This is a genomic window from Pseudoalteromonas sp. FUC4 (genome assembly GCF_008370255.1).
Classification (GTDB): domain Bacteria; phylum Pseudomonadota; class Gammaproteobacteria; order Enterobacterales; family Alteromonadaceae; genus Pseudoalteromonas.
Genome location: NZ_SEUI01000001.1, coordinates 474,503 through 499,481 on the forward strand (window position 1 = coordinate 474,503; position 24,979 = coordinate 499,481).

Consider the following 24,979-nt stretch of genomic DNA (forward strand, 5'->3'; position numbering starts at 1 on the left):
GCGAACATGCAAAAAGTACTAGGCGGTAAAGACTTCGACATATTCATTGGTAACTCAATGGTGCATGTAATTGAAGCAACCGTAAAAATCACCGACGGCCGCACCGTTAAAAAAGTACGCGGCGTACCAAAAGGATTTATCGACGGCGACGTAGAAGCCGAAGTAACCCTAAACCTCGACCACGAAAACTGGCTAATTGTCCAAGCGCAAGCAGAAAAAGCAGGCAGCTGGAAAGGCATAGAGCCATTCGACGTAGCCTTTAACGCCGAAGTAGCCGCAGGCAAAAAGAACATTGAAGCGTTTGGCTGTTTGCCGCAGCTAGACGAAATACTAAACATCAAAGCCGACGGCGGCGAAGAAGACACAACATCAATTAAGTGTCCGGTTACCAGCCCCGACTTTGTAAAAATTAACGGCGTGCCGTACCTAACATCTGACGAAGTGAGAGACTTGTAATGACCAAAGCCATTCGCAAACTAACTGCCGCAACACTGCTTAGCACCTTAAAGGCCTGCGGCTACCGCGTGTTCGAGGGAGAATTAAACCTAAACATCATAGGTATTCGCCACCACAACACGCGCGCCAATACCTTTAACGATGTTATTTGCGTGCTGTATCAGCAAGGCGGCGAGTGGCAATTAAAGCAGTACAAAGCAACCACCGACGCCGGCATTTATTGGCGTCAAAACCCAATGAACGTAAGCGGCACAGCAGTACTTATTGCAGGGCAGCATAAAAGTTTATGGAAGTTGGGTTATCACCAGGGCAAATACCGCGCCCTCGTGCAGCATAAACCTGTTGTTGTCCTACGCGACAACAACCACGACACCGAGTTAGACACGGACGTCACACCCCAAGCAGTATTACAACAAGGTTACTTTGGCATTAACTGTCACCGCGCAAACAGCAAAACCACATCAACTCAAGTTGATAAATGGTCAGCTGGTTGCCAAGTGCTAGCTAATCCAAGCGACTTTAACGAGCTTATTGCTTTGTGTGACCAATCAGCAGCCAAGTACGGCCCTTATTTTAGCTACACACTGCTAGACCAAGCAGACATTAAAAAACCAACAGAGAGTAAATAATCATGGCGTTCGAGAAAAAAATCACATTAGAAACCCCAGTAGGCGAAATTACATTTAACGTAAACGCAAGCGATTACAACAAATACATTAATGCTACGCAGCCAAACAACAAAGTGCAGCCAGCCACTAACTTTGTATTAAACACCGTAGTGCAAGAAGACGCTAAAAAATTAAAAGAGCTAGTGCAACAGCCAGGCGCAGCATTATTTTTAGTGGGTGCAATTGTTGAAGACTACCAACCGGAGTTTAATTTCACCGTAAAAAAATCGAAGACCGAGCCAAGCAAATAGGCAAGTCTCGGTTAGATCAGCTACAGGCATACCACGCCAAATATTTTGGCGCGGTTACCGCCACCCAAGAGAGCCTAGCGCAAGCGCTATACCTCGAAACGCAGCAGCAAGAAAACTTTGTAATAGCGGTAAACAACGGCATATGCCAAGCACTAAGCGAGTAAATTAATGGCCACGCTCAGCAAACTAGACAAGCTAACTTATTCAATCGGCATCATCGACAAAGTGACGGGCCCGGTTAATAAAGTCATGGCTAAAATTAATCAGCTGAGCCAGCAAACAGCCGCCGCGCAAGATCAAATGATGCGCGGCGCAGCCACAGCCGTTGGTGGTGGTTATGCACTAGCGCAATCACTCGCCCCCGCAATTGATCACGTTGCCGCTTTGGGCGAGGTGCAATCATTGGGCGTTGCCGACGACGCACTGCAAAAGCTTTCTAAAACATCATACGAATTTGGCTTTCAGTTCGGTGGCAACTCTGCCGAGTTTGTGCGCAGTGCCTACGACATTCAATCAGCCATTGCCGGACTAACGGGCGATGAGCTATCAGAATTTACTAAAACATCAAACATACTGGCGGTAGCAACCAAAGCCGACGCGGCCACCATTACCAGCTACATGGGCACCATGTATGGCATATTTGAAAAAACAGCTAACAAAATGGGCAAGTCTAATTGGGTAAACCAAATAGCAGGCCAAACCGCCACCGCCGTACAACTTTACAAAACCACCGGTGCAGAAATGCAAGCGGCGTTTTCAAACCTTGGCGCAACGGCAACAAATATTGGCCTAAGCTCAGCCCAGCAATTTGCCCTAGTGGGCGAGTTACAGCTGGTTGCTAAGTCGGGTTCGGTTGCAGGCACGCAAGCCGCATCACTATTACAGGGTATTGGCAAAGCACAAGAGTCGCTAGGCATTCAATTAACCGACGATAACGGCGACATGCTTGCAATAGACGTAGTGCTAGGGCGCATTAATAACCGCCTGTCATCACTGGGTTCTGTTGCGCGTGGCGATGTGCTAACACAAATATTTGGCAAGCAAGGCGCAAAAGCAGTCGACGTACTCAGCACCAAAGTCGATAAATTAAAAGACGGCATTGCTGTTTTCGAAAACGTGCAAGACAACTCAAAAGCGGCAGAAATGGCAAACATCATTGCAAGCCCGTGGGATAGACTAGGCGGTTCATTTAATGCCGCAGCCACCGCAATGGGTAACCGCTTGTTGCCCGTAGTAGAGCCATTTGTAGAAGTGCTTGCATCAATGTTTGCGGGCATCGTTTCGCTAACCGAAGAATTCCCATTTTTATCAAGCGTAATATCAGTCGCGGTGGTGGGCGTAGTCGCACTTATGACCGCCTTTGGACTCGCCACCTTTGCAATGGGGTTATATAACTTTGCAACAGGCATTGGCATAACGCTAACCAATGCACAGCTAATAGTAACTAAGCTATGGCAGGGCGCATTAATCGCACTGCGTGTTGCAGGGTTCTTATCGCTTATAGCGACCATGGGTGCGGCCGCTATTGCCATGGGTACATTTAAAGCGGTTATGCTTGCAGGCCAAGCGGCCACTTGGCTATTTAACGCAGCACTTTGGGCAAACCCATTAACATGGGTTGTTATAGCAGTTGTTGCATTGGTAGCCATTGTTGGCGCACTAATATATTACTGGAATGATCTTGTAGCAGCGTTTTCAGAAACTGCATGGGGCAAAGTACTTTTTGGGGTATTCGACACTGTTAAAGCCGCGTTCAATAGCGTAATCGACAGCGTTAAATGGGTGCTAGAAGCGCTAGGCCTTATTGACGACACAGAAACAAAAATGAAAACAGAGGTTGTTACAGCCCACGAAAACATTAATAGATCGCAACACATAGCACCAAATAGTCCTGCAAATAATGCAGCGCCTAAATTAGCGTCAATTACCGAAACCGAAGAAATGCGAGTGCAAGCCTTAGTAAAACATCGCGCTGCAAATGATCCTATAAATTATGCAGCACAACCCAAAATAATGACCGAGCGTGAAGCCGCAAACGATGCATTTAAATTTACTAGCCAGCGCTTGCCAGCAGTACCAACCGACAACACAGCACCGTTAAATTTACAGGCGCAAGCGCGCAGCCAAGCATTAATAAATAATGCATTCCCAAGCGAGCAAAACAACGCAGTAAATAACAGCGCAGTAGCTAACAGCGCAGTGAGCGGCAATACTGCAAGCAGCACAGTAACTAACGGCGCAGTGAATGCCACGCAAAAAAATGCGGCAACGGCAATCGACAACGCAACTAACGCCACGCAAAACAATGCGGCAACGGTAACTAACAGCGCAACTAGCACGAAGGCATTAGCAGCGGTAAATAGCAGTGTAAATAACGCTACGCAAAACAGCTTAGCGCCAGCGGCCATAGCTGCCCAGCCAAAAGTAATGACCGAGCGTGAAGCCGCAAACGATGCATTTAAATTTACTAGCCAGCGCTTACCTGCAGTGCCAACCGACAGCACCGTACCGTTAAATTTACAGGCGCAAGCCCGCAGCCAGGCATTAATAAGCAATGCATTCCCAAGCGAGCAAAACAAAGCAGTTACGGTTGCAAATAACAATATTACTAACTCGGCAAATTCGCCTGTTTATAACGCTAAGCAAGCGCAGCTGGTAAGCGTTAATCAAGGCGCGGCGCCAGAGCCAGCATTGCCCAGCGTAAAAGCAGATCAGGTAATTACTAACACAGCCAGCAACAGCGCCGAAAAAGCACAGCAAATTAGCGCAGAACAACAGGCCACTGCATATAAGCCCAAACTACAAAAGTCGGCCTACTTGCAAAGCCTAACCAACAACAGCAGCAACACAAATAACAACAGCAATAGCAGCGATAGCAGCAAGCATATAAGCATTGAAAACGTAAACTTTAAATCAGACGACTTAGCGCAAAGCTTTGAACAAATGATGGAGCTAGCAGGTTAATGAAATTTGATATAGCACTACACATAGACCTAGAAGTACAAGACGGCGACTTTATGCTTAACGACTCGCTAAGTCCCAGTACGTTTAAAAAAGCCGACGTAATAAGTCAGGATATAAAGCACCGCATTTTAGAAAGCGACTTACTAACCAAGCTTGTTGGCTTGCGCAACAAAAACGGCATAGCGCCCATATTAACCGAGCTAGAACTACTAACAGAGCAAGACAATCGCGTAAAGCCAGGCACAATAAAAGTGCACCGCAACGACGATGGCACGCTAAGCATTAACGCGCAAACACGACAGTATGGGAGCAGCAATGAACTTTAAAACAATGATGCAAAATGCAGGCTTGCCAATGGACGAGCAATCAGCAGCGGAGCAATGGCAGGCCCAACTAAAAGAGCAGAACATACAAGTTGCTAATAACTCACCGTTTAGCCCGTTCTGGCGAACCGTTGAAGCGCTAATAACCAAGCCGTTAGTGCAGCTATTAAACTGGGTTGCGCAGCAGCTTATGCCAAATCTATTTATAATGACCGCCAGCCGCGACGCGCTAATAGAAAAGCATGGCCCAGCTCGCAACGTATTTATTCAAGCGGGCGTAGCGGCCCAAGGCATACTCACGTTCACGCGCCAAGACACCGCGGGCGAAAGCTCAATTACTGCCGGTGCGCAAATTGCTACCGACGTGCTAGGCGAACAAGTATATAAATTAACCATAATGCAAGATGTGCACTTTGCGCCAGGGCAAAGCACGGCGTACGCATTAGCGCAAGCACAAGAAGAGGGCGCAGCATATAACTTGCCAGCAAACGCATACCGTTACTTTGTTGAGCAGCAAGAGGGCATAACAGTAACTAACAACCAAGACTGGCTAATAAAGCCCGGGGCAAACACAGAAGGCACAGAGGATTACCGCCTGCGCATACGTAACGTGTTCGGCACCGCCGCCCGCTGGCACATTAACGCAGTTTACACACAAATCATTGCAAGCTTTGGCGTGCCAATAGATAACATCTACATTCAAACCGGAGCGCCGCGCGGCCCAGGCACAGCAAACGCCTACATATACCTAGACATAGGCGCAGTACCAACCGCTTTACTGGGCGCAATTAATCAGCACATAAGAACCGCAGGGCATCACGGCCTGGGCGACGACTTCATAGTGTATGCAATGGCAACCACTGGGTTTAATGTAACAGCAACATACAAGCTACACTCGCAAAGCGAAGACATACAAAGCGAGTTAACAACATTTATACAAGCGGCGTTCAGGCAAAATGCAGCATACGCACCCACCCGCGTAGCGCATCAATGCGTGTTCAGCGTTAGCCAACTGGGTGCAGAGTGCCACGCGCAATTTAGTGAACTGCAATCAATCAAGTTCGACATTGACGACATAACCGCCGCCAACTGGTTGCCCGTGCTTTCATCACTAACAGTAACCAAGGGCTAAAATGGCTAATCAAATAGCAACATGGCTAAATAAAGGCTACGCAGAAAAACTAGTAAAAGCGGCAACAGGGTATTGGAGCAAGTCGCGCAATTACGTTATGTGGGCTGTGCAGCAAAAAGACGAGCTACAAAACGAAGAGCCAATTCTCGGCCTGCTAGCGTGGGAGCGGTTAACGCAGCGTTTAAATAGTGAACCGCTGGATCTCTACCGCAAGCGCGTACAACACGCGCTGGTCAATACAATTGACGCCGGAGAAATAGCAACCATAAAAGATATTTTTAACCGGCTGGATCTCCAGGTCATAAATGTGCGCGAACGAATAGAGGGGCGCGACTGGGATATTATTGCAATAGACATGACCGACTCAACGCTAGCAAGCGCATACGAGCTGTTGCCAGAGCTAATACAGCTGTACGGCCGAACATGCCGCCGATACGAACTAACAGTGCATAACTTGGCAGCAGTATCGCTAAGTCTTGGCCTAACGCATGTGCAATGGGATAACAACCACGTTAACTCAGCAACAAAAATAAACGCAATAACTGGCATTGATCACGGCGTAGTTCATAGCTTTTTGGGGCTAGACGCACTAACAAGCAACACGTACCACCAAGCAACAAGCATTGATGTGCAGCACAACATTACCGCGCACCAGCATTATGGGTTTTTAAGCAAAGACGGCGGCATAAGCACCGCTAAGGAGCAAATATGAATCAGGCAATAACCGGCATAATGACCAATGCTGGCAAGGCATACATAACAACAGCAACGCTGCAAAACAAAGGGCTTGAAGTAACAGAGCTAGTGTTTGCAAATATACCCGGGCTAAACGAGCAAGCAACCCGCAACCCAAACGAAAAAATGCCGGGCGGCGCACAAATAGTTTACCGTCGAAACATAGATACCTCGGGCTATGTTGATGCAAACACAGTCGCGTGGGCAGTAGTGCTAGAACAAGACATAGGCGACTTTGACTACAACTGGATTGGCTTAGTTACACGCGACGGCACGCTGCTAGCAGTAGATTACTTACCCCTGCAGCGCAAGCGCCAAGGTGTAAACAACGTGCACAACCGCTCGTTTGTTTTAAAGTTTGCAGCTGCCGCAGCCCTAGCGCGTATTACTATTCCCGCGCAATCATGGATGTTTGATTACAGCCCGCAAATAGATGCGCTAACACTGTTAGCAACCAGCAATGCAACGGCACAAATAAACAACATGCGCCGCACGGTGCGCAACTACTTTTTAAATAAAAACTTCAGCAATTTCAGTAAGGAACTATCATGAGCGCAGAGCAAATAAACCAGCTAGTAACCGCAGCCGACCAGCTAACAACAGCAATCGAAGGCAAAGCAGCAGAAATCGACAGCAAAACAACGCAGCTAGACCAATTCGTAAAAGGCAAGGCGGACGAAATGGCAATCGTTGCATCAGAGGGCTACCGCAACGCAATCGAGCATGCATCAGGCGGCCGCAATAAAGTGATCATCGACGACCAAGGCAACCCAAATGTGATGGTGCCAATTGCCCCGTTCACATATGAAGAGTTAGCCGCTGCAATCCAAGAAAAATACAGCATAGACTTAAACTTAGGCACCGGCATTCCAACCATGTTTATGCGCAACGGTGTTCAGCTGGGCGAAGTGTACATTGGCAAATACCTAGCATCAGCCGGAGCAAATGGCGGCTGCAGTGTTATCGGTGGCGTACAGCCGCGCACATCAGTTAATTACGACCAGGCAAAAGCGCTATGCAATAACAAAGGCGACGGCTGGCACATGATGAGCATTCACGAATGGGCAGCAATAGCGCTGTGGTCTTATGCAAATGGCACAGTACCGCGCGGAAATACAAATTATGGTCGCAGCCACGAAAACAAATTAGAAACAGCACGCCGTAGAGACAACGGCTTGCCAGGCGAAACATCAGGAATAGCAATAACCGACACCGGTAAAGGCCCTGCAATATGGTCGCACGACCACACCGAATGGGGAATTCAAGACCTAGTGGGTAACGTGTGGGAATGGATAGACCAAATGATGCTAGACGAAGGTCAGATCATTACTACGCTTGACAACAACCCGGCAGTAATTGAAGAAAATTGGAACAAGCACACGGCGTTTTTCGACTCGCCAACGGCAAACACAGAAGGCATCGGCAGCGCTGGATCTCCAAAGCTAAGCAACAGCGTTACAAATCGCAACGGCCCAGTAGGCAATGACGCGTACTACAACCCTTATTTAACAAATAGCCACTTTGCAGCAATCGAAAAGACGCTCGACTACAACAAAATCGAGCTGTTACGCCGCCTGTTAATCGAGTCAGAATCAACAACCACGGTTGGCGGCTACATCTACTGCCGAAACTATGGCAGTCGTTTCCCACTGCGTGGAGGCCACTGGCGCTTTGGCTCGGACTCTGGGCTGGGCGCGCTCGCTCTGAACGATGCGCGTTCGAGTGCGAACATTGGTTTCGGTTTTCGTCCCGCTTTCTTTGCGTAATTGGTTATTGAAATTTGAACCCCGCGCGATAGCGCGGGCATAACTAACAATTTAAAAGGTAAAACTATGTTTACGTACATTTACAAAGGCGCAAGCCACAGCAATACAAGCAGCGAATACATGCAAAAACTAGGCATGGACCAAGAGCAAATTGAATCTGTATTAAATCAGCAGCAGTTTGAGCTAAGCCAAAATGTAGAAAAGCGCCAAGCGGCATACAAAGCCGAGTCAGACCCGCTATACATGGAAGCGCAGTTCGACGGCACGCCAGAGTCGCTACAAAAGTGGCGCGACAAAGTAGCCGAAATTAAAGCGCGCTACCCACTGCCAGAAAGCACAGCAGAAAATGCATAACATAGCGCTATGCTACCACCAATCCGCCGCCCCTTGCTCAATGCAAGAGGGCGCGCAGCTGCTTGCATCGGCAATAAAAGACGACTCGCGCACAGATAAGCCAGCACAATATAGCGCGCTGCTTTTATCTGTAAGCGCAAACGACCCCGCCGCACTGGCAAGCTCGCTCAGCACAATAAATGAATACTGCCCAATAGCCGAGTTCATCGCCTGCGCGCAATACAGCCAAAGCCAAAGCACGCTAGAGCAAAGTAAGCTGGCAACGTACGAAGGCCAAAGCTTGGAGTGGCAAATAAGCGCCCTGCAAAACTGGCTACCACTGCGTAAAAAGCAAATAGCAGCTGAGTTAGTGGCCGCAAACGACAGCGGCAAGCAGTTAATAACCACTATCGACGATGCATTAATCAAAGCCGCAGAACTAAAAACCGCCCGCGACCAGCGATTAAATCAAGCACAGTTCACAGCAAAAAGCAGCGCCGTAGATGTGCAATTAATTACTGCAGGCAGCGCTAAGCAGCTAGCCGATGCAATCACCCGCAAAGGCAGCGACCAAATGTATTGGGCAATGTGCGTATTTGTAGGCCAAGCAGCTGAGCTAAATAAAATTAAAGAGGTATTATGAGCATAGCACTCGACGGCTGGAACGTGCCCGGGTTCGAAACCCGCGTAAACGCAGGCGTAAAATTAGCCGGTGGCGATATGTCAGGCCTTGGCAGCTTTTCACTAAGTAGCGACCAAGGCGTAAAGTCGGGCACACTAACCGTAAATACTAAAATCCCATTTAACGAAAGCGCTAGCCTGGCATTATTAATAAGCAAAGCAAAAGCGCTGGATGAAAACGGCGCGCGCATCATTTACACCGTAAATAACGAGCTAGCCGCAGCATATAAAATACGTAAAGCAAAATTCGATGGCGACATAAGCGCTAGCGAAATAGAAAATAAAAAAGGCTGGCAAGTAGCATTTAAGCTGGTAGAAGTGCAATCTGTATCAGAGCGCGAGCAACAGCAGCTAGACGAACAAGCAACCGAAAGCGCCCAGCCGCAAGCAACAACCAGCAACGACGACGTGCAAAATAAATTTAACGAGGTCGAAGGGCCATGAGCACCCGACTCTCTAACACGCTAACCATTGGCGGCAACACAGTAACCAATATTGTTAGCAAAACCGTGCAGCTAGACATTGCCAGCACCGGTCGCGCAAAATTTGAAGTGGTCGCAGAGCAAGAGCCAAGCGGGTTGGTTGAGCTGCACTTAGGTTACACGCTCGATAATATGATCCCGTATTTTCTCGGTGTAATAGAGTCAAAGCACCAAGCCAACGGCCGCTGGTATTTAACCTGCCGCGAACTGCTAGGCGCGTTAAGTTTTCCCGCCCCACTTGCTATTCGTCACGCAACAATTACAGCCGTGCTTGATGAGCTAGCAAAGCTCGGTGTTGAGTTTATAACGCGAGATAACGCCGAATATTTAAACCAAGTAAAACCAGCGTTTTATCACAGCGGCACAGGCATAGAAGCGCTTAGGCAAATAGCTAAAGTGTGGGGCATTAACGACTTTATATTTCAGCAGCGCCCCGACGGCAAAATATTTGTCGGCAGCTGGCACGACTCGCGCTGGCCGCTCGCAGCAATAAACGACTTTCCAGAGCACACAATAACAGCCAAAAGCTCAACCACCGGCGAGCTAATAGCCATTCCAAAACTAAGACCAGGCATACAAATAAATGGCCGACACATAACCGAAGTAACCTTAATCAACGACAGGATGCACATACGATGGTCAAACAAGCCATTAAACGCCTAGTACAGCGCTACTTTCCAGAGCTAAGTGAGCGTAAACACCTGCCGCAATTGGCGCGCATTGAAAAAATATACGACTTACCAAGCAGCGGCGCAGCCATTAGCACCGCATTTAGGCCGTTAAAAGCCGCCGACGTACAGCTATTAAACCCGCTAACAGGCGAGCCATTGGCCGTGCCCGTATTTCAACAGGTAACACTCGGCACAGGGCAAGCATCCGACCACGGATTATTAAACGAACCAACGCCAGGCATGCATTGTTTAATACAATATATAGACGGCCTAAACAGCCATGCCGTGATCACCAATTTACTGCCATGGCAAGGCCTAGTGCCCGAGCACAAACGAACAGATGTAACGCTGCAGCAAAGCAACCGCAGCAAAATACAAGGCCGCGACGGCAACTGGCACACCACAACCGACGGCGACATAACCCAAACCAGCGACACAAACAAAACAACAGCACGCAGCAGCGAACAAAACTACCACGAGCGCAGCGCCAATATAGCCACGCACGACACGCTAAAAATAGACGGCAACCAAGTAACCGAAGTAATGGGCGCCCTAAAAACAGTGGTCGGTGAAAAAGCATTAATAGTCGCACTTGAGGGGTTACTGCTAGGCAGTAAAAAGCAGGTAGACATTGAAGCGCATGACAACATGAGCCTAACCACACTCAAAACCCTACACGCCAAAGCCACCGAACTGGCAAAAGTAGAGGGCAAAACCGTGTGGCTAGGTAATAATTCAGTAAACGTGGCTCAAGTACTGCTAGATTTAATAAGCCTGGTTAAAGACATAAACCAAAGCCTAGAAATCCACGGTCACAAAGACCAAGGCGCGGGACCGCCAATTACCAAAGGCGAATTCACCGGCCACAAATCAACAGCCAACAGCTTAAAAAGCACACTAGAGCCAGTAGTAGAATAGTGAAATCCCATTCAGTTGCGCGATTTTAAAAGTAGGTTAGGCTATCTGCAAATAACAGAAAAGGTAATTTGTATTATGATGGAAAAGCTAGATCGAATCGCAGAACTAAATACAGAGATATTAGCTGTATTAACTTTGCTAACCAGAGACGAAAACTACACAGAACTAAAGCATCAGCTCCTGGACTCAGTACTAAAACGGCTACTGAATAATAGCGTATCTATAAATAAAGAATTATTAAATTAAAAAAGGGCTTTAGCCCTTTTTTTGAATTTGTAGAGTAAGTGTGTATAAATATGTGTATAAATTATTTGAAAGTTTTTAATTGTACAAATAAAAACAAGATCTTAACTAGTTTTAACTATAGTCGTGCCAGTAGATTGTTGCTTGATTTTGCTCTTGATATGCCATGCTGAAAACCCTGAGTAGTTAACTTAAAACGCCTAAATGCGCGCCAAGTTACTAAAATAATGAATTATTTAGATTATGGCATATGGGCGAGGGAGTTTATAGGTTTGGGTGATAAATGATGTGTTAGTGATGTTTAATAATGTAACAATACCAGTCGCTAATATTGTTAGTTAGTGTGGTGAAAATGTCTTTATTAATGTAGTTATAAGGGTAATATTTTATAAATAGGGAATATAAGCATTTTGAACATTAAATTAATAGCGGCTTTGACTAATGGAGAAAGTGATTAATGGTAAATATGATAATTGGACTTCTATGTGCTTTAGCTGGTGGTTATATGGGGCACTATTTTACTGTAAAAATGTTCAATGACAGAGTCAAAGCACAAAATAAAGCTTTATATGATGAATTTGAAATAATTAAAGATATTTTTGCTAGCCATATCAAAGGGTTATTAGATGACTTCGACTCAAATTTAAAATCAAAGTACTCAGGGCTACGTAAGCTAGATATGAGTTTTGTTAATAGTCTATTACTTGAACTGGCAGCATCAAAAGACATACCTTCAAAAGAGGTTCGATTATTGATAAAAAACCTAAATCAAGTCTCAGCAAACCTATCTGAGAAAATATATAGTCGAGAGAGTAAAATTGAAGAATGGTTTAATGCATCACTTAATATAGAGCCTAAAGATAGATTTGCATTTAAATCATCAATCCAATTTCATACCGGTGGGTTATTACTGGTAGCTATTGATGTTATTTACCACACAAGCAAAGTACTTCGTGACCGCAATCACTTTCAATTTAGTTCCCCTTCGCACATCGAATTTGCAGAAGTAGCATGTAAAGTTTCTGGTATATATTTTGATAAGCAAGTTTGGGAACGGATCGTCAGCGGTTCTTTTTCAGGTACTAAATAATATAAATAAATCTTAATAAGAGATTTTTTGGTTCAGAAAGCAATGAGATTAAAATTAAAAGTAACATTCCTTTGCTCATTCCTTATATCTACTAGTGCTTTAGCTGGACTGGCTAAAGTTCAAGTAAATGGCTTTGACGTTGAATACGAGCTAGCTGGTAAAGGTAAACATACTATTTTACTTGAAGCGGGCGGCTCTGCTGGTTTAAGTGATTGGGAACCGGTTTTTGAATCACTTACCAAGCACGGTAAAGTTATACGGTATTCTCGTATTGGTAATGGTGGTTCTACGCAAATAAAGAAAAACTATAGCTCAGAAGAATATGCAGCTGAGGCTGTGTTATTACTCAAAACACTGAAAATAGAAGAGCCTGTTGTGTATGTTGCGCACTCTTATGGTGCTTATATTGCACGTGTATTTGCTGCAACATACCCTAATCAAATTAAAGCGTTGATGTTAATTGAGCCTGCCTCAGAGCACGATGTAGATATTATGCGCGCAATTGATTTGCTACGCGCTGAAAAAGAAATTGCAGCTATAAAGCTCGACGATATGAAAAATGGAATGTCGAATCAGTATTTAGATTTTTGGGCAAAACGTCCACTGCCTGATTATCCACAAATTGCTGACATACCCGTGACAGTAATTGCCTCAGTTAAAAAGTATAAAAAGCCATCGGTATTATTTTTTACCGACAAAGCGCGTGAAATGTGGGGCGACTTACACTCAAAATGGGCTAATGCATTTCCTCAAGGTGAAATAGTAATAACAAATAAGAGCTATCACTATCCGCAAAATGATGAGCCAGAAATGGTTGTAGCCCAAGTAGTTAAGTTGCTTGAACATACTAAATAGGTGTTGATTTGGTTGCTGATTGTATAAATACCAATTGGCGTAAATTAGTAATTTGGCATTAGACTAAAGTCTATAGGTTAGATTTATTCACTTATTAGGTTTGTTTTAATCGTTTGTCGGTTTTGTGTTAATTCTCTAAAGTTTAGTTGTCGGCAACAAGCACGGCTTAACCAACAGGATTACGACCATGAAACTTACACTTATCAAAACTATCGCTCTTAGCTCACTACTTACATGTTCAGCTGCTGCAATGGCTGAGCAAAGTGATTACAAATTAATGGTTATTGAAGCTGCAACAGCGCCACAGCCACTTGAGCAATCATTTAATAGCTGCGCACTGAATGTTAAGTCAAAAAATTACGCTGAAGCTGAAGCAATTTGTACTAAAGCAATCGCGCTTTTAAAAGACGCAGATGGCCCTAAATTTAAAGTACGCCAACTTACGTCATTCGCATTAAGCAACCGTGGTGTTGCACGTTTAAAAGCGAATAATGACACTGCTGGCCTTGCTGATTTATACGAAGCAAACCAAATGTCTACAAGTACAATGGTATCGCACAACTTAACTCGCGCTAAAGAAGAGCTTTCTTTATAAACACTTTATAAAGTGCTTACCAAAAGCATGTTATAAAATAGCGAGAGTAAAAAAGCCCATGTTAGGTTAATTCCTAACATGGGCTTTTTTGTTTTATTTAATGCGTAAGTTAATACCTTAAATACGTTAATAGAGTAGGGTGTGTATTTATAATTAATATTTTGGGTATGCTTGTTTAGGCTACGCGAATATAATGCGAGATAACCGTATAAAAAATAATACCCCTTCTGCTTTGCTTATTTTGAGCAAGGCATCATTAAATAAATATTGAGATTTAAACCATGGCACCAGGAACCAGCCTAAGCGTACTTGAAATAAGTGCGATATTTTTATCAATTACCGCGTTACTCACCTATGTAAACCATCGCTTTATTGGCTTGCCAACAACCATTGGCGTTATGGTTATTTCGATGCTTTTATCTATCGGCGCTATATTTTTGGGCTTTTTAGGGTTTGATGATCTTATAGATTACGAAGTGAGCTTACTCGATCAGTTAGATTTTACCGAGGTTTTGCTCGATGGCATGCTCTCTATGCTGCTTTTTGCTGGGGCGCTGCATGTAAATGTTAGCGATTTAAGGCGCTATAAATTGCCAATAGGTATTTTGGCCTGTGTTGGTACGTTGTTATCTACGGTTATTATTGCAGGCGCGCTTTATTTAGTGCTTCCTTTGCTTGGTTTTGATTTAGCGTTTATTTGGTGTTTACTGTTTGGCGCATTAATTTCGCCAACTGATCCGATTGCGGTAATGGGAATTTTACAATCTGCGGGAGCGCCTAAAAGTATTGAAACCGTGATTGCGGGTGAATCGTTGTTTAACGATGGTATAGGCGTGGTTATTTTTGTGCTTTTATTGGGTGTTTTATCAAGTGGTGATATTCCTACAACCTATTATGTAGCGCACACGCTGGCGGTTGAAGCCGGTGGCGGTATTGTTTTTGGTTTGGTATTAGGTGGTATTTTATATTACTTACTTAAAAGTATTGATAGTTACCAAGAAGAGGTGCTACTTACTTTAGCGGGCGTTATTGGTGGTTATGCATTGGCAAGCCATTGGCATTTGTCGGGCCCACTTGCAATGGTAATGATGGGGTTAATGGTGGGCAATCATGGTCGTAGTATGGCTATGAGCGACAAAACACGCCATTACGTTGATTTATTTTGGGAACTGATTGACGAAATTTTAAATGCCATTTTATTTGTACTCATAGGGCTCGAGGTCGTCATGATTGCATTTTCGAGTAATTTGTTTATTGCTGGTGGCTTAACTATTTTTATAGCGTTAATGGCACGTTTAATTGTTGTGGGTATAACAACCACTACATTTAATAAGCAATTAGAGTTGCCATCTGGTGCATGGAAAGTTTTAACCTGGGGTGGCTTGCGCGGTGGTATTTCGGTTGCACTGGTATTGCAGTTACCTGATGGGAACGAGCGCGATATTTTATTGGCTCTTACTTATGCGGTTGTGGTGTTTTCTATTTTAATTCAGGGTTTGAGTATTGGTAAAGTAGCCAAAACTATCCGTTAAATATAAATTGGTTAGATCAAACCTGTTAAATGTAATTTTTTAAAAAGCGTGTGAAATAGCTGTATTTCACACGCTTTTTATTTTTCTTATAAAAAAAGGGTAATTAAAACGTAAAGCTGAGCTGCACACCGCTGTAAATATGTTCTTGTGCTTCCCAGTAGTCGCCATCTATTTGGCGTGCTCGGGTAAATACTTCTATTTTAAATGGCTTAAAGTGATAACCCGCACCTATACCTGCGTAGCCGTCTATGTCGTTGTTCGATTTTTCTATTTGGTAGGTGTTGTCGCCTCTATCGTTTTTAAAGGCAAGTTCGAACAGATCTAAGCCAAGCTCGGCGTATATAAAAAAGTCATTAAAATAACCAAGCTTCATTCCATTGTCCCACGTTATAAATTATTCTTGCTCGCCTTGTTTATTATCGATTACTGCCGCGCCAATTGCGCTGGTAAAAACAACACCAAAGTTACTGTAATTTTGCTTAACCATCATTTCTACACCCGCAGATGTAATGCTGCTATCGCCATTAAATTCTGATTTTATAAAAATACCGGTGTTAGGCATGTTGTTACCGAGTAAAAGCCTTGCGTTAGCATTTTGGCTAAATGATAAAAGCGTGCTTAATAAAACAAAAAGAGGAAGTGTGTGTTTCAAAAAAGTTAATCCATTAATGATGAAAAGTTACCAGAGCTGTAATTATAAATACATGACTTAGTATTGCATGTAATTAAATGTATAAATTTGTTTGATTGTTACTCAGCTATGCCAAAGTAAGGTGTTTAAAATAAAACCAACTAAAAAAAGACATAAATAATTATATACATTTTAAAACTTAAAGTAGCGATTTTAGGCACGATCATTAGTTCGTAAGTTATTTAAATATATAGAAAAAACTTAAACGTATTAGACTAAGGTCTATAGGTTAATTTTTCTCACTTATTAGGTTTGTTTTAATCGTTTGTCGGGGTTGTGGTAATTCTCTAAAGTTCAGTTGTCGGCAACAAGCACGGCTTAACTAATCAGGAATATGACCATGAAACTTACACTTATCAAAACTATCGCTCTTAGCTCACTATTAACATGTTCAGCTGCTGCAATGGCTGATCAAAGTGATTACAAATTAATGGTTATTGAAACTGCAACAGCGCCACAGCCACTTGAGCAATCATTTAATAGCTGCGCACTGAATGTTAAGTCAAAAAACTACGCTGAAGCGGAAGCAATTTGTACTAAAGCAATCACACTTTTAAAAGACGCAGATGGCCCTAAATTTAAAGTACGCCAACTTACGTCATTCGCATTAAGCAACCGTGGTGTTGCACGTTTAAAAGCGCATAACGATACAGCTGCACTTGCTGATTTATACGAAGCATCAAAATTGTCTAACAGCTCAATGGTATCGCACAACTTAACTCGCGCTAAAGAAGAATTATCGTTATAAAAAACCTTTATAACGTGTTTTATAGAGTGCTTACTAAAGCATAATATAAAATAGCGAGAGTAAAAAAGCCGATGTTGGGTTAAACCCCAACATCGGCTTTTTCGTGTTTATAGCATTGATAAAATGCATTACATACATCATCACAATATAAAAGTAACACTCCTCATATAACGCCCAGCATCCCTTGTGTTTTAAATCTGTGCACTTATAGCCTCGCTTAGAATTAATTGATGATTAATTCTCATGGTGACCTATCAAAAAAGTAGTTTGTTTGTTGCTGAAATGTTAAGCAGAATTTGAGAGCTAATTTTAATAAATAATAAATGTGGTTAATAATTATTAGTCATATTTAATCTACCGAAAAACATCTGTTTTTATTAGCATTATTGCTTTTACGCGGTTGGTTTTAACGTGTGATTAGGCTTACTTTTTAATGGAATTATTGTTTTTTTTGTAATTGTATTATTGCCTGTTTACGTGAATACAAAGCTAAAAGTAATAAAAAAACGAGTAATGCTACACATAATAAAACATCAACACGGCACACAAGGACACACAATGAGAGCTTTTAAACTATCGGCTTTAGCCGTTGCTATGGGGGTTGTTACCTGTAGTGCTAATGCAAGCGATGATCTAGACACAGTTAAACAGCAATTAAGCGAATTACAGCAACAGGTTGAAAATTTACAGCTTAAGCTTGCAAACGCCAATAAAAATGAAATAAATGCCATAAAACGCAATACTGAAAAACTATCAAATAGTGGCGAAGCGCAAGATGTTGTAGCTGAGCAAAAAGCAGGAGGAATAAAAGTAGGTGGTGCTGTTCGTACTAACTACAGTTATACGTCGTACGAGGATGGCAGTAAAAACAGAGGTGGGGATTTTGATTTTGATATTTTTAGGATAAATTTTACAGGCGATGTAGGTGGTGTAAAACTAAATGCCGAGATCCGTTTTTTTGATTATATGACCGCAGTTAAATATGCTTATGCAACATATGATTTTGCTGACATTTGGCAAGTACAAGCCGGTATTACAAAGGTACCATTTGGTAATTGGCCTTATAATTCGCACAGCTATTTTTTTAGTACTAATTACTACATTGGGCTCGAGGATGACCACGATTTAGGGGTGATATTTAAACGTAAAATAGCAGATAATTGGCAGCTTGATTTAGGCTTTTTTAAAAATGATGAGCTAGGTGGCATAGATGGCTATGTTGATAACCGTAGTGATCGCTATTCATATGATGTAGTGGGTTTTAGGGGCGCACAGGAGGGGACATACGCAGAGCTTGATAATCCACTTGCTGAATATAATACATTTTCCGCGCGTTATGGCTATCATATTGAACACGATAAAGGGAAGACTGAGGTTGGCTGTTCTGCTTTAAGTGGTGGATTACATGATGGTGTAGACAGAGCGGGTGATTATTATGCGTGGGCAGTGCATGTGAATAGTAATTTAGGGCCGTGGAATTTACAGTTTCAACATGGCGAATACAATTACGATATAGAAAACGCAAACACCATGGCTGTAGGTGCGTACTCGTTTTATGACAGTATTGCTGCTGAGGCCACTACAACCAATGCAAATATTGCTTACAACTTACCTGTAAAATGGGGGCCTGTAACCGCTTTGCAGTTTTATAATGATTACGGAGTAATTTACGATAAATCTGATAGCAGTGCAGATACTTGGATGAACGTAACAGGGTTTTCAGTTGCTGCCGGTGGATTGTTCACCTATTTTGACTTAGTACACGCTAAAAACCAGCCGTTTGTTGGTGGCTCAATTGCTGGTGACAGCGATGAAACTGAGCGCCGTTTTAATATTAATATTGGTTATTATTTTTAAAAAAGAAGAGCATAAGCTTTGCTTGAAATAAGTTTATGCTCTTATATTACTTTTTATAATCGTTTACAGTGAATTAGTCTATTTGAGATGATAGGTTGCTGGCAATCGACTTGGTAGAAAAACTCAAGCGAACAATGAGTTGACCACAACAATTACCTGCAAATTACTCACCTTAATTTATACCTTATAAACGTGTATGTATTCTCAAATTGGTTGGTCAGTCTTTTCTATTGAGTAGAGACAAAGTAGGAAGCTATATGAAAATTAATCCGTTACCGCCGTTAAATAGTTTAGTGGCATTTGAAGCGTCTGCACGACATTCAAGCTTCACTATTGCTGCAAAAGAGTTAAATGTGACGCAAGGGGCAATTAGCCGTCAAATTCGACAATTAGAAGAGTACTTAGGTAAGGCTATTTTTATTAGAGCAAGCCGAAGTATTCATTTAACACCAACGGGGCTTCAATATTATCAGGCAATCAGCCGCTCTTTAGTTGATATTGCAGATATAACTGGGCAAGTTAAAAAATGGCAAGGTGATAAAAAAATAACTGTAGCAACAACAAATGCCATGGCTTCGTTATGGTTGTTACCTAAAGTCGCCGAGTTTCAAAATTTACACGATGATATTGATTTGCGTATTTTAGCCTCCGATAACGAGGTTGATTTAAACCGCTTGGAGTGTGATCTCGCTTTATTTTACTGCAGAACCCAACCTGCCAATATGAATATAACAACGTTGTTTTGCGAAGAAGTTTTTCCGGTGTGTAGCCCTTCTTATTTAGAAAAAATAGGCAGTCCAACTAAACCGGAAGATATTTTTACTAAAACAATTTTACACCTAGATGAAACACAAATGGGCTGGGTTAACTGGGAAGAGTGGTTTGCGGGTGTTGGGCTTGAGCAACTTGAGCCAAGAAACCGTATAAATATTAATAACTACCCAATGCTTTTACAAGCTTCAATTAACGGTCAAGGCATTGCATTAGCGTGGGGGTCACTAGTTGATGAATACTTACAAAGTGGAGTATTGATCCGGCCAACAGAACATGTACTTACTACAGGTTCTAAGTTTTCTATGATAGAACCTAATAATCGTGGTCGTATGCCAACAAGCGTTAAGCACTTTAGAGAATGGTTGTTACAACAAATTCCAGATGAGGTAGGTGAACGAGGACTCGTTTAATTACCCTCGGTTTTGAGGTTAGAATTTGGCGTGTAGATTCTGATATTTAATAGTATGAATGCGCTGCCTAAGGAGCAAACCTAAGAGCAGCGCGTATTTTGTGCTTATTTAGTAGCTTAGTTGATTGTATTAGTATGCTTTATTGGTTCGTCGAGTTGATCTTTACCTGGGCGAACATGTTGTGGAAGCATTGCCCAAGGTTTTGGCTCGCGTCGAATACTATAAAATAGCGTTACACCCATCATTAAAATAAAAATCGAGATAGGAAAACCAATAATAATGGAGGCAAATTTAATTGCTTGTAATCCGCCTGCATAAATTAATACCCATGAAATCACCGCAATTGCAACTCCCCATAAGACACGTATAGATTTAGGTGGTTCAGTATCGCCTGCGGCATCAAGTATGCACAGGACTAACGTTCCTGAATCTGCAGAGGTGATAAAGTAAGTTGCGAGCAATATACACGCTAGAATACTGAGTATCGTCCCTAATAAACCTTCATCTAAGTTATTAAATAATGTAAACAGTGCGCGCGTGCTGTCTTCTTTTGTGGCCTCAAGGACTGTTCCACCTATAAATACATCTTGCTTAATTACTTGCTCTGAATTGCTTACTTGAGCTGCAACGTTATTTTTTTCAAAGGCGTTTCGCTCGTCTTGCTCTATTTTTAATGCACTGCCACCAAACACAGATAACCAAATAAATGCAATGGCTGTCGGTGCTATCAGTGCACCGCCTATAAGTTCACGAATTGTGCGACCTTTAGATATACGGGCAATAAACATGCCTACAAAAGGCGCCCAGGTCATCCACCATGGCCAGTAAAAGCTAGTCCACGAATTTTGCCAATTGGTGTCTTTTTGTGTGTCGGTCCATAATCCCATTTGCACAATATTTTGAAGGTAGTTACCAGTGCTTTCGAAAAAAATATTAAAGATGTATCGAGTAGGTCCAATTGCTAAAACAATTAATACTAATAATAGAGAAAGCAGCATATTCCATTGCGATAATAAACGAATACCTCGGCCAACCCCTGAAAGCACTGAACCAACAGCGATGGTACATAAAGTAACAATTAAAATAGTTTGTGTTGTTAGGCTTATATCAATACCAAAAGTTTGTTGTAATCCGGAGTTTATTTGTATAACACCGAGGCTTAAAGTTTGGGCTATACCAAAGGCAGTTACAGCAACGGTAATGATATCGGCAATATGACCAATTGGGCCGTAAATACGTTCCCCTACGATAGGATATAAAATAGATCTAAAAGTGAATGGTAGGCCTTTACGATAAGAAAAATAAGAGAGGGCTAGTGCGACAATAACAAAAAGTGACCATGGATGAAGACCCCAGTGATAAAAAGTTAGCTGCATCGACATTGAGGCTGATTCGTCGGTCAACCCTTCGGTAAATGGATTATCTGCGTAATGCCACATAGGCTCTGCGACTGACCAAAAAACTAAACCTATTCCCATCCCGCCTGAAAACAACATTGAAATCCAAGCCCAAAAGCTAAATTCGGGCTTGTCGTTGTCGTTTTCGCTTAATCTAATATGGCCATAACGGCTAACCATAAGATAAATCAAAAAGGCGACCACGAGCGAAACTAAGCCAATAGAAAACCACTTCATATTATAAAGTAAGAAAGTAGCGAGAGTTTCAAAGTAGTGACCTGCTTTATTAGCGAGTATCACAATAAATAAAATAAAGGCGATTAAAATTACTTTGGAAGCAATGGTAACCGTGGGGTTGAGTCCCTTAAAAATTCCGGACTTAGCTCTTATTGTGGAGTGTGTCATGTGTTGTCCTGTGTATGTGTATTTTTTATTGCTTTTTGTTAAACAGTGTTTCAAAACTAGAAAAATTACTTCCTCATTACAAATTATAAATTCTCATCAATCCATGAGCTTTAGTTATACCTGTAATTTAGTGCTATTACTCTAAAGCCTTTTCAGGTGTTAAGTTCAACAATTATGCATGATAAAAACTCATCGATAGGTGGCGCAAAAATCGTTTGTTTAGTGCACTGTTGTTAATCAAAATCAAGTCAGTTGATAACAAAATGTAGTTATGGCCTGAGAGTTTAATTTAAATAAAAACGCTTAATTTGTTTTTCTTAAATTAAAAGTTAGGACTTATCTTTCATCACACACACCGTTTGGAGAAATAGCATGAGCAATGTAAAACAAAAAATAATCCCTATTCAGCAGATTGATCGTGTACTTAATCCTATTCATGAGGCCACAGGGATGCCTAATGAGGCTTATACCAATCCAGAGTATTTTAAATTTGAACGCGATCAGGTTTTTGGCAGCACATGGGTCTGTGTTGGTTTCGCTTCTGATTTGACAAAAAATGGTTACGTAAAGCCAATTAACTTTATGGATTTACCACTTTTACTAATGAAAAACCGCCAAGGCGATGTGCAGGTTTTTCATAATGTATGTAGTCACCGAGGCATGAAGCTGATTCATGAAGAGGGTGAAGTACAAGGCATGATCCGCTGCCCTTATCATTCTTGGACATACGATCTGGACGGTAACTTAAAGGGGACTCCTCATATTGGTGGTATTGCAAAGCATAAAGACGAGCGCTTTAAGTGTGAAAATCATGGGTTAAAAGCACTGCGCTCAGCCATTTGGATGGATATGGTTTTTGTTAACTTGTCGGGCGATGCTGCAAGTTTTGAAGAGCACATTGCACCGCTTGAAAAACGTTGGGAACAATTTATTGGTAATGACGGTTTAGATTTATTGCGTCGCGTAAATATGAGCGGACACATTGAAATAGAAGTAAATAGTAACTGGAAACTAACAATAGAAAACTTTTGTGAAGCCTACCACTTACCTTGGATACACCCCGCTTTAAATAGTTACTCTAAGTTAGAAGATCATTATAACATTATGTTTAATGAGCATTTCTCTGGTCAGGGTAGCTTAGCGTATAACCTTTCTGATACCGCCGGTACACACTTACCTAAATTCCCTAACTGGCCTGAGGACAAGTTACGTCAAGCCGAATATATTGCGCTATTTCCTAATGTTTTAATTGGCATTCAAGCCGACCATGCATTTGCGATGATGATTGACCCGGTAAATACCGATAAAACAGTTGAGCGATTACGCATTTTTTATGTGGGTGACGAGGCAATGAAAGATGAATATGCGGCATGTAGAACGTCGACCGTTGAGTCTTGGCGCGTGGTATTTAGCGAAGACATTATTGCGGTTGAAGGCATGCAGCAAGGACGTTACTCTCCTGGATTTGGTGGTGGTGCTTTTTCTCCGGAAATGGACAAGCCAACTCACTTTTTTCAAACATGGTTAGCAAAACAAGTTAAATCGGCGACGGAGCAAGAGTGATGGCACATTACCTTAATTATATAGGCGGTCAATGGCTTAATGCTGATACCCATATAGATGTAATTAATCCTGCATCTGGGCAGTTATACGCAACAATTGCTAGTGCGACGATTAACGATGCAGATAAAGCGATGGCAGCGGCTAGACAATGCGTTAATAGCGGCGAGTTAAACGATATACGCCCTGCGATGCGCGCACACTGGATGCTCAATGCGGCGCAAGCAATAAGAGATATTGCTGATGAAGGGGCGCTCGAGCTATGTCGCGAAAATGGTAAATCTTTGCAAGATGCTAAAGACGAATTTTTAGAATCGGCTCGCTATTTTGAATACTACGCAGGTATGGCGGATAAACTCGAAGGTACCTCTATTCCGCTTGGTAAAGACTACATTGATTTTACTCAATATGTGCCTATGGGTGTATCGGTTCAAATAGTGCCTTGGAATTTTCCAGTGTCTATTTGTGCACGCTCTTTAGCCCCGGCGCTTGCTGCAGGTAATGCCGTAGTTATTAAATCCCCTGAAATATCACCAGTAGGCATGGTGTATTTAATTAGGGCACTTGAAAACTGTGGTTTTCCTAAGGGATCAATAAACTTACTTTGCGGAAAAGGCTCAGTTATAGGTAACCATTTAGTTGAACACGCTGAAGTAAATCAAATTGTTTTTACGGGTTCAGTGCCTACAGGGCAGCATATTCTTAAAGCATCTGCTGCGAGAGCAACACCTTCAGTAATGGAATTAGGCGGTAAATCTGCCGCTATTGTTTTACATAATGCTGACTTACAAAACGTTGTAAGTAGTGTACGCAGCGGGATATTTTTTAATGCTGGACAAGTTTGCTCTGCTATGTCGCGTTTATTAGTACATAAAAGCCGTTATACAGAAGTGAAAGACGCAGTGGTAAAAATGGCTGAAAGCTTATTGATTGGCTCTGGCGAAGAGCAAGCTGATTTAACGCCTGTTGTCTCAAAAGCGCAGCAAATCAGTGTTATGGCAATGATCGAGCAAGCTAAAAAAGAAGGCGCAAAAATCATCACCGGTGGCTATATACCTGATATGCCTGGCTACTTTGTAGCACCAACCATAATTGAAGCAACGCCAGAAATGACAATAGCGCAAGAAGAAGTATTTGGCCCTGTACTTGTTGTTATGCCGTTTGATACAGACACTGAAGCTGTTGCTATTGCTAATGGAACCGACTTTGGTTTAGTTGCGGGTGTGTTTGGTGAGGGCTTAAACCATGTATTTAATGTTGCTCAGCAACTTAGAGGTGGCCAAGTGTTTGTTAATGAATGGTTTGCCGGTGGTATTGAAACCCCTTTTGGTGGTGTGGGCTTGTCTGGCTTTGGGCGAGAAAAAGGCCAAGAAGCAATTTATAGCTATGTTCAAACCCGCAATATTGCGATTCGTTTGCATCATTAAAACAATATTTCGGCT

The 24,979-nt window shown here is 42.6% G+C and carries 27 protein-coding genes; 24 read left to right on the top strand and 3 right to left on the bottom strand.

What is annotated here, in order from left to right; translation table 11 throughout:
- Positions 1–6 precede the first annotated feature (6 nt).
- The 19 genes from EU510_RS02175 (at position 7) to EU510_RS02260 (ending at position 15,695) form a co-directional block, all read left to right on the top strand.
- Positions 7–456 carry a phage protein gene (locus EU510_RS02175; RefSeq protein ID WP_149592061.1) on the top strand — a complete coding sequence of 150 codons (450 nt, stop codon included), beginning with the start codon at positions 7–9 and terminating at the stop codon, positions 454–456.
- On the top strand, positions 456–1,085 hold the full coding sequence (locus EU510_RS02180) for a hypothetical protein (RefSeq protein ID WP_149592062.1): 630 nt from the start codon (positions 456–458) through the stop codon (positions 1,083–1,085). Before EU510_RS02175 ends, EU510_RS02180 begins: the two co-directional genes overlap by 1 nt.
- A 2-nt stretch (positions 1,086–1,087) precedes the next feature.
- Entirely contained in the window at positions 1,088–1,375 is a 288-nt protein-coding gene (locus EU510_RS02185; RefSeq protein ID WP_149592063.1) for a putative phage tail assembly chaperone, read from the top strand.
- Positions 1,372–1,539, top strand: a complete 168-nt coding sequence (locus EU510_RS20165; RefSeq protein ID WP_410477403.1) for a DUF6890 family protein — start codon at positions 1,372–1,374, stop codon at positions 1,537–1,539. The genes EU510_RS02185 and EU510_RS20165 overlap by 4 nt, the downstream gene beginning before the upstream one ends.
- Before the next feature lie 4 nt (positions 1,540–1,543).
- A complete protein-coding gene (locus EU510_RS02190) occupies positions 1,544–4,339 on the top strand; it encodes a phage tail tape measure protein (protein WP_149592064.1) in 2,796 nt (931 codons plus the stop codon).
- A complete protein-coding gene (locus tag EU510_RS02195; RefSeq protein WP_149592065.1) occupies positions 4,339–4,665 on the top strand; it encodes a DUF2590 family protein in 327 nt (108 codons plus the stop codon). Before EU510_RS02190 ends, EU510_RS02195 begins: the two co-directional genes overlap by 1 nt.
- Positions 4,655–5,794, top strand: coding sequence for a baseplate J/gp47 family protein (locus EU510_RS02200; protein ID WP_149592066.1), 1,140 nt, complete (start codon positions 4,655–4,657; stop codon positions 5,792–5,794). Before EU510_RS02195 ends, EU510_RS02200 begins: the two co-directional genes overlap by 11 nt.
- Before the next feature lies 1 nt (position 5,795).
- Complete coding sequence (locus tag EU510_RS02205; protein ID WP_149592067.1) at positions 5,796–6,506, top strand: hypothetical protein; 711 nt, start codon at positions 5,796–5,798, stop codon at positions 6,504–6,506.
- Positions 6,503–7,081, top strand: coding sequence for a phage tail protein (locus EU510_RS02210; protein ID WP_024604929.1), 579 nt, complete (start codon positions 6,503–6,505; stop codon positions 7,079–7,081). The genes EU510_RS02205 and EU510_RS02210 overlap by 4 nt, the downstream gene beginning before the upstream one ends.
- Positions 7,078–8,295: an SUMF1/EgtB/PvdO family nonheme iron enzyme gene (locus tag EU510_RS02215; protein ID WP_149592068.1), complete on the top strand. Its 1,218-nt coding sequence runs from the start codon at positions 7,078–7,080 to the stop codon at positions 8,293–8,295. Before EU510_RS02210 ends, EU510_RS02215 begins: the two co-directional genes overlap by 4 nt.
- A 66-nt stretch (positions 8,296–8,361) precedes the next feature.
- Positions 8,362–8,649 carry a hypothetical protein gene (locus tag EU510_RS02220; RefSeq protein ID WP_149592069.1) on the top strand — a complete coding sequence of 96 codons (288 nt, stop codon included), beginning with the start codon at positions 8,362–8,364 and terminating at the stop codon, positions 8,647–8,649.
- A complete protein-coding gene (locus EU510_RS02225; protein WP_188085387.1) occupies positions 8,642–9,271 on the top strand; it encodes a hypothetical protein in 630 nt (209 codons plus the stop codon). The genes EU510_RS02220 and EU510_RS02225 overlap by 8 nt, the downstream gene beginning before the upstream one ends.
- Entirely contained in the window at positions 9,268–9,753 is a 486-nt protein-coding gene (locus tag EU510_RS02230; protein ID WP_002960001.1) for a hypothetical protein, read from the top strand. The genes EU510_RS02225 and EU510_RS02230 overlap by 4 nt, the downstream gene beginning before the upstream one ends.
- On the top strand, positions 9,750–10,454 hold the full coding sequence (locus EU510_RS02235) for a hypothetical protein (RefSeq protein ID WP_149592070.1): 705 nt from the start codon (positions 9,750–9,752) through the stop codon (positions 10,452–10,454). The genes EU510_RS02230 and EU510_RS02235 overlap by 4 nt, the downstream gene beginning before the upstream one ends.
- Positions 10,427–11,380 (top strand): hypothetical protein, encoded by a 954-nt coding sequence (locus tag EU510_RS02240; protein WP_149592071.1) that lies wholly within the window; start codon positions 10,427–10,429, stop codon positions 11,378–11,380. Before EU510_RS02235 ends, EU510_RS02240 begins: the two co-directional genes overlap by 28 nt.
- A gap of 700 nt (positions 11,381–12,080) precedes the next feature.
- Complete coding sequence (locus EU510_RS02245; RefSeq protein WP_007581913.1) at positions 12,081–12,713, top strand: hypothetical protein; 633 nt, start codon at positions 12,081–12,083, stop codon at positions 12,711–12,713.
- Positions 12,714–12,755: 42 nt separating this feature from the next.
- Positions 12,756–13,568 (top strand): alpha/beta fold hydrolase, encoded by an 813-nt coding sequence (locus EU510_RS02250; RefSeq protein ID WP_149592072.1) that lies wholly within the window; start codon positions 12,756–12,758, stop codon positions 13,566–13,568.
- 187 nt (positions 13,569–13,755) lie between these two features.
- On the top strand, positions 13,756–14,163 hold the full coding sequence (locus EU510_RS02255; RefSeq protein ID WP_149592073.1) for a hypothetical protein: 408 nt from the start codon (positions 13,756–13,758) through the stop codon (positions 14,161–14,163).
- Positions 14,164–14,444: 281 nt separating this feature from the next.
- On the top strand, positions 14,445–15,695 hold the full coding sequence (locus EU510_RS02260) for a cation:proton antiporter (RefSeq protein WP_007583286.1): 1,251 nt from the start codon (positions 14,445–14,447) through the stop codon (positions 15,693–15,695).
- Positions 15,696–15,798: 103 nt separating this feature from the next.
- On the opposite strand, the gene EU510_RS19980 is transcribed toward EU510_RS02260, so the two are convergent.
- Both EU510_RS19980 and EU510_RS19985 read right to left on the bottom strand, forming a co-directional pair.
- Positions 15,799–16,068 carry a hypothetical protein gene (locus EU510_RS19980; protein ID WP_262501178.1) on the bottom strand — a complete coding sequence of 90 codons (270 nt, stop codon included), beginning with the start codon at positions 16,066–16,068 and terminating at the stop codon, positions 15,799–15,801.
- Between the two features lie 21 nt (positions 16,069–16,089).
- Positions 16,090–16,347: a hypothetical protein gene (locus EU510_RS19985; RefSeq protein WP_262501179.1), complete on the bottom strand. Its 258-nt coding sequence runs from the start codon at positions 16,345–16,347 to the stop codon at positions 16,090–16,092.
- Between the two features lie 379 nt (positions 16,348–16,726).
- On the opposite strand from EU510_RS19985, the gene EU510_RS02270 reads away from it, so the two are divergent.
- From EU510_RS02270 to EU510_RS02280, 3 genes are all read left to right on the top strand, one after another.
- Positions 16,727–17,134, top strand: coding sequence for a hypothetical protein (locus EU510_RS02270; protein ID WP_149592074.1), 408 nt, complete (start codon positions 16,727–16,729; stop codon positions 17,132–17,134).
- A gap of 558 nt (positions 17,135–17,692) precedes the next feature.
- Entirely contained in the window at positions 17,693–18,991 is a 1,299-nt protein-coding gene (locus EU510_RS02275; protein ID WP_149592075.1) for a porin, read from the top strand.
- 257 nt (positions 18,992–19,248) lie between these two features.
- Positions 19,249–20,175, top strand: coding sequence for a LysR substrate-binding domain-containing protein (locus tag EU510_RS02280; protein WP_010553490.1), 927 nt, complete (start codon positions 19,249–19,251; stop codon positions 20,173–20,175).
- 116 nt (positions 20,176–20,291) lie between these two features.
- Here the strand turns inward: EU510_RS02280 and EU510_RS02285 are convergent, their stop codons facing one another.
- The gene (locus EU510_RS02285) at positions 20,292–21,977 is read right to left on the bottom strand and encodes a BCCT family transporter (protein WP_200218968.1); all 1,686 of its coding nucleotides are present in this window, start codon (positions 21,975–21,977) and stop codon (positions 20,292–20,294) included.
- A 372-nt stretch (positions 21,978–22,349) separates the two neighbouring features.
- Between EU510_RS02285 and EU510_RS02290 the strand changes: the two genes are divergently transcribed.
- A complete protein-coding gene (locus tag EU510_RS02290) occupies positions 22,350–23,540 on the top strand; it encodes an aromatic ring-hydroxylating oxygenase subunit alpha (RefSeq protein ID WP_010553492.1) in 1,191 nt (396 codons plus the stop codon).
- The gene (locus EU510_RS02295; protein WP_149592680.1) at positions 23,540–24,964 is read left to right on the top strand and encodes an aldehyde dehydrogenase family protein; all 1,425 of its coding nucleotides are present in this window, start codon (positions 23,540–23,542) and stop codon (positions 24,962–24,964) included. Before EU510_RS02290 ends, EU510_RS02295 begins: the two co-directional genes overlap by 1 nt.
- Positions 24,965–24,979: the final 15 nt, after the last annotated feature.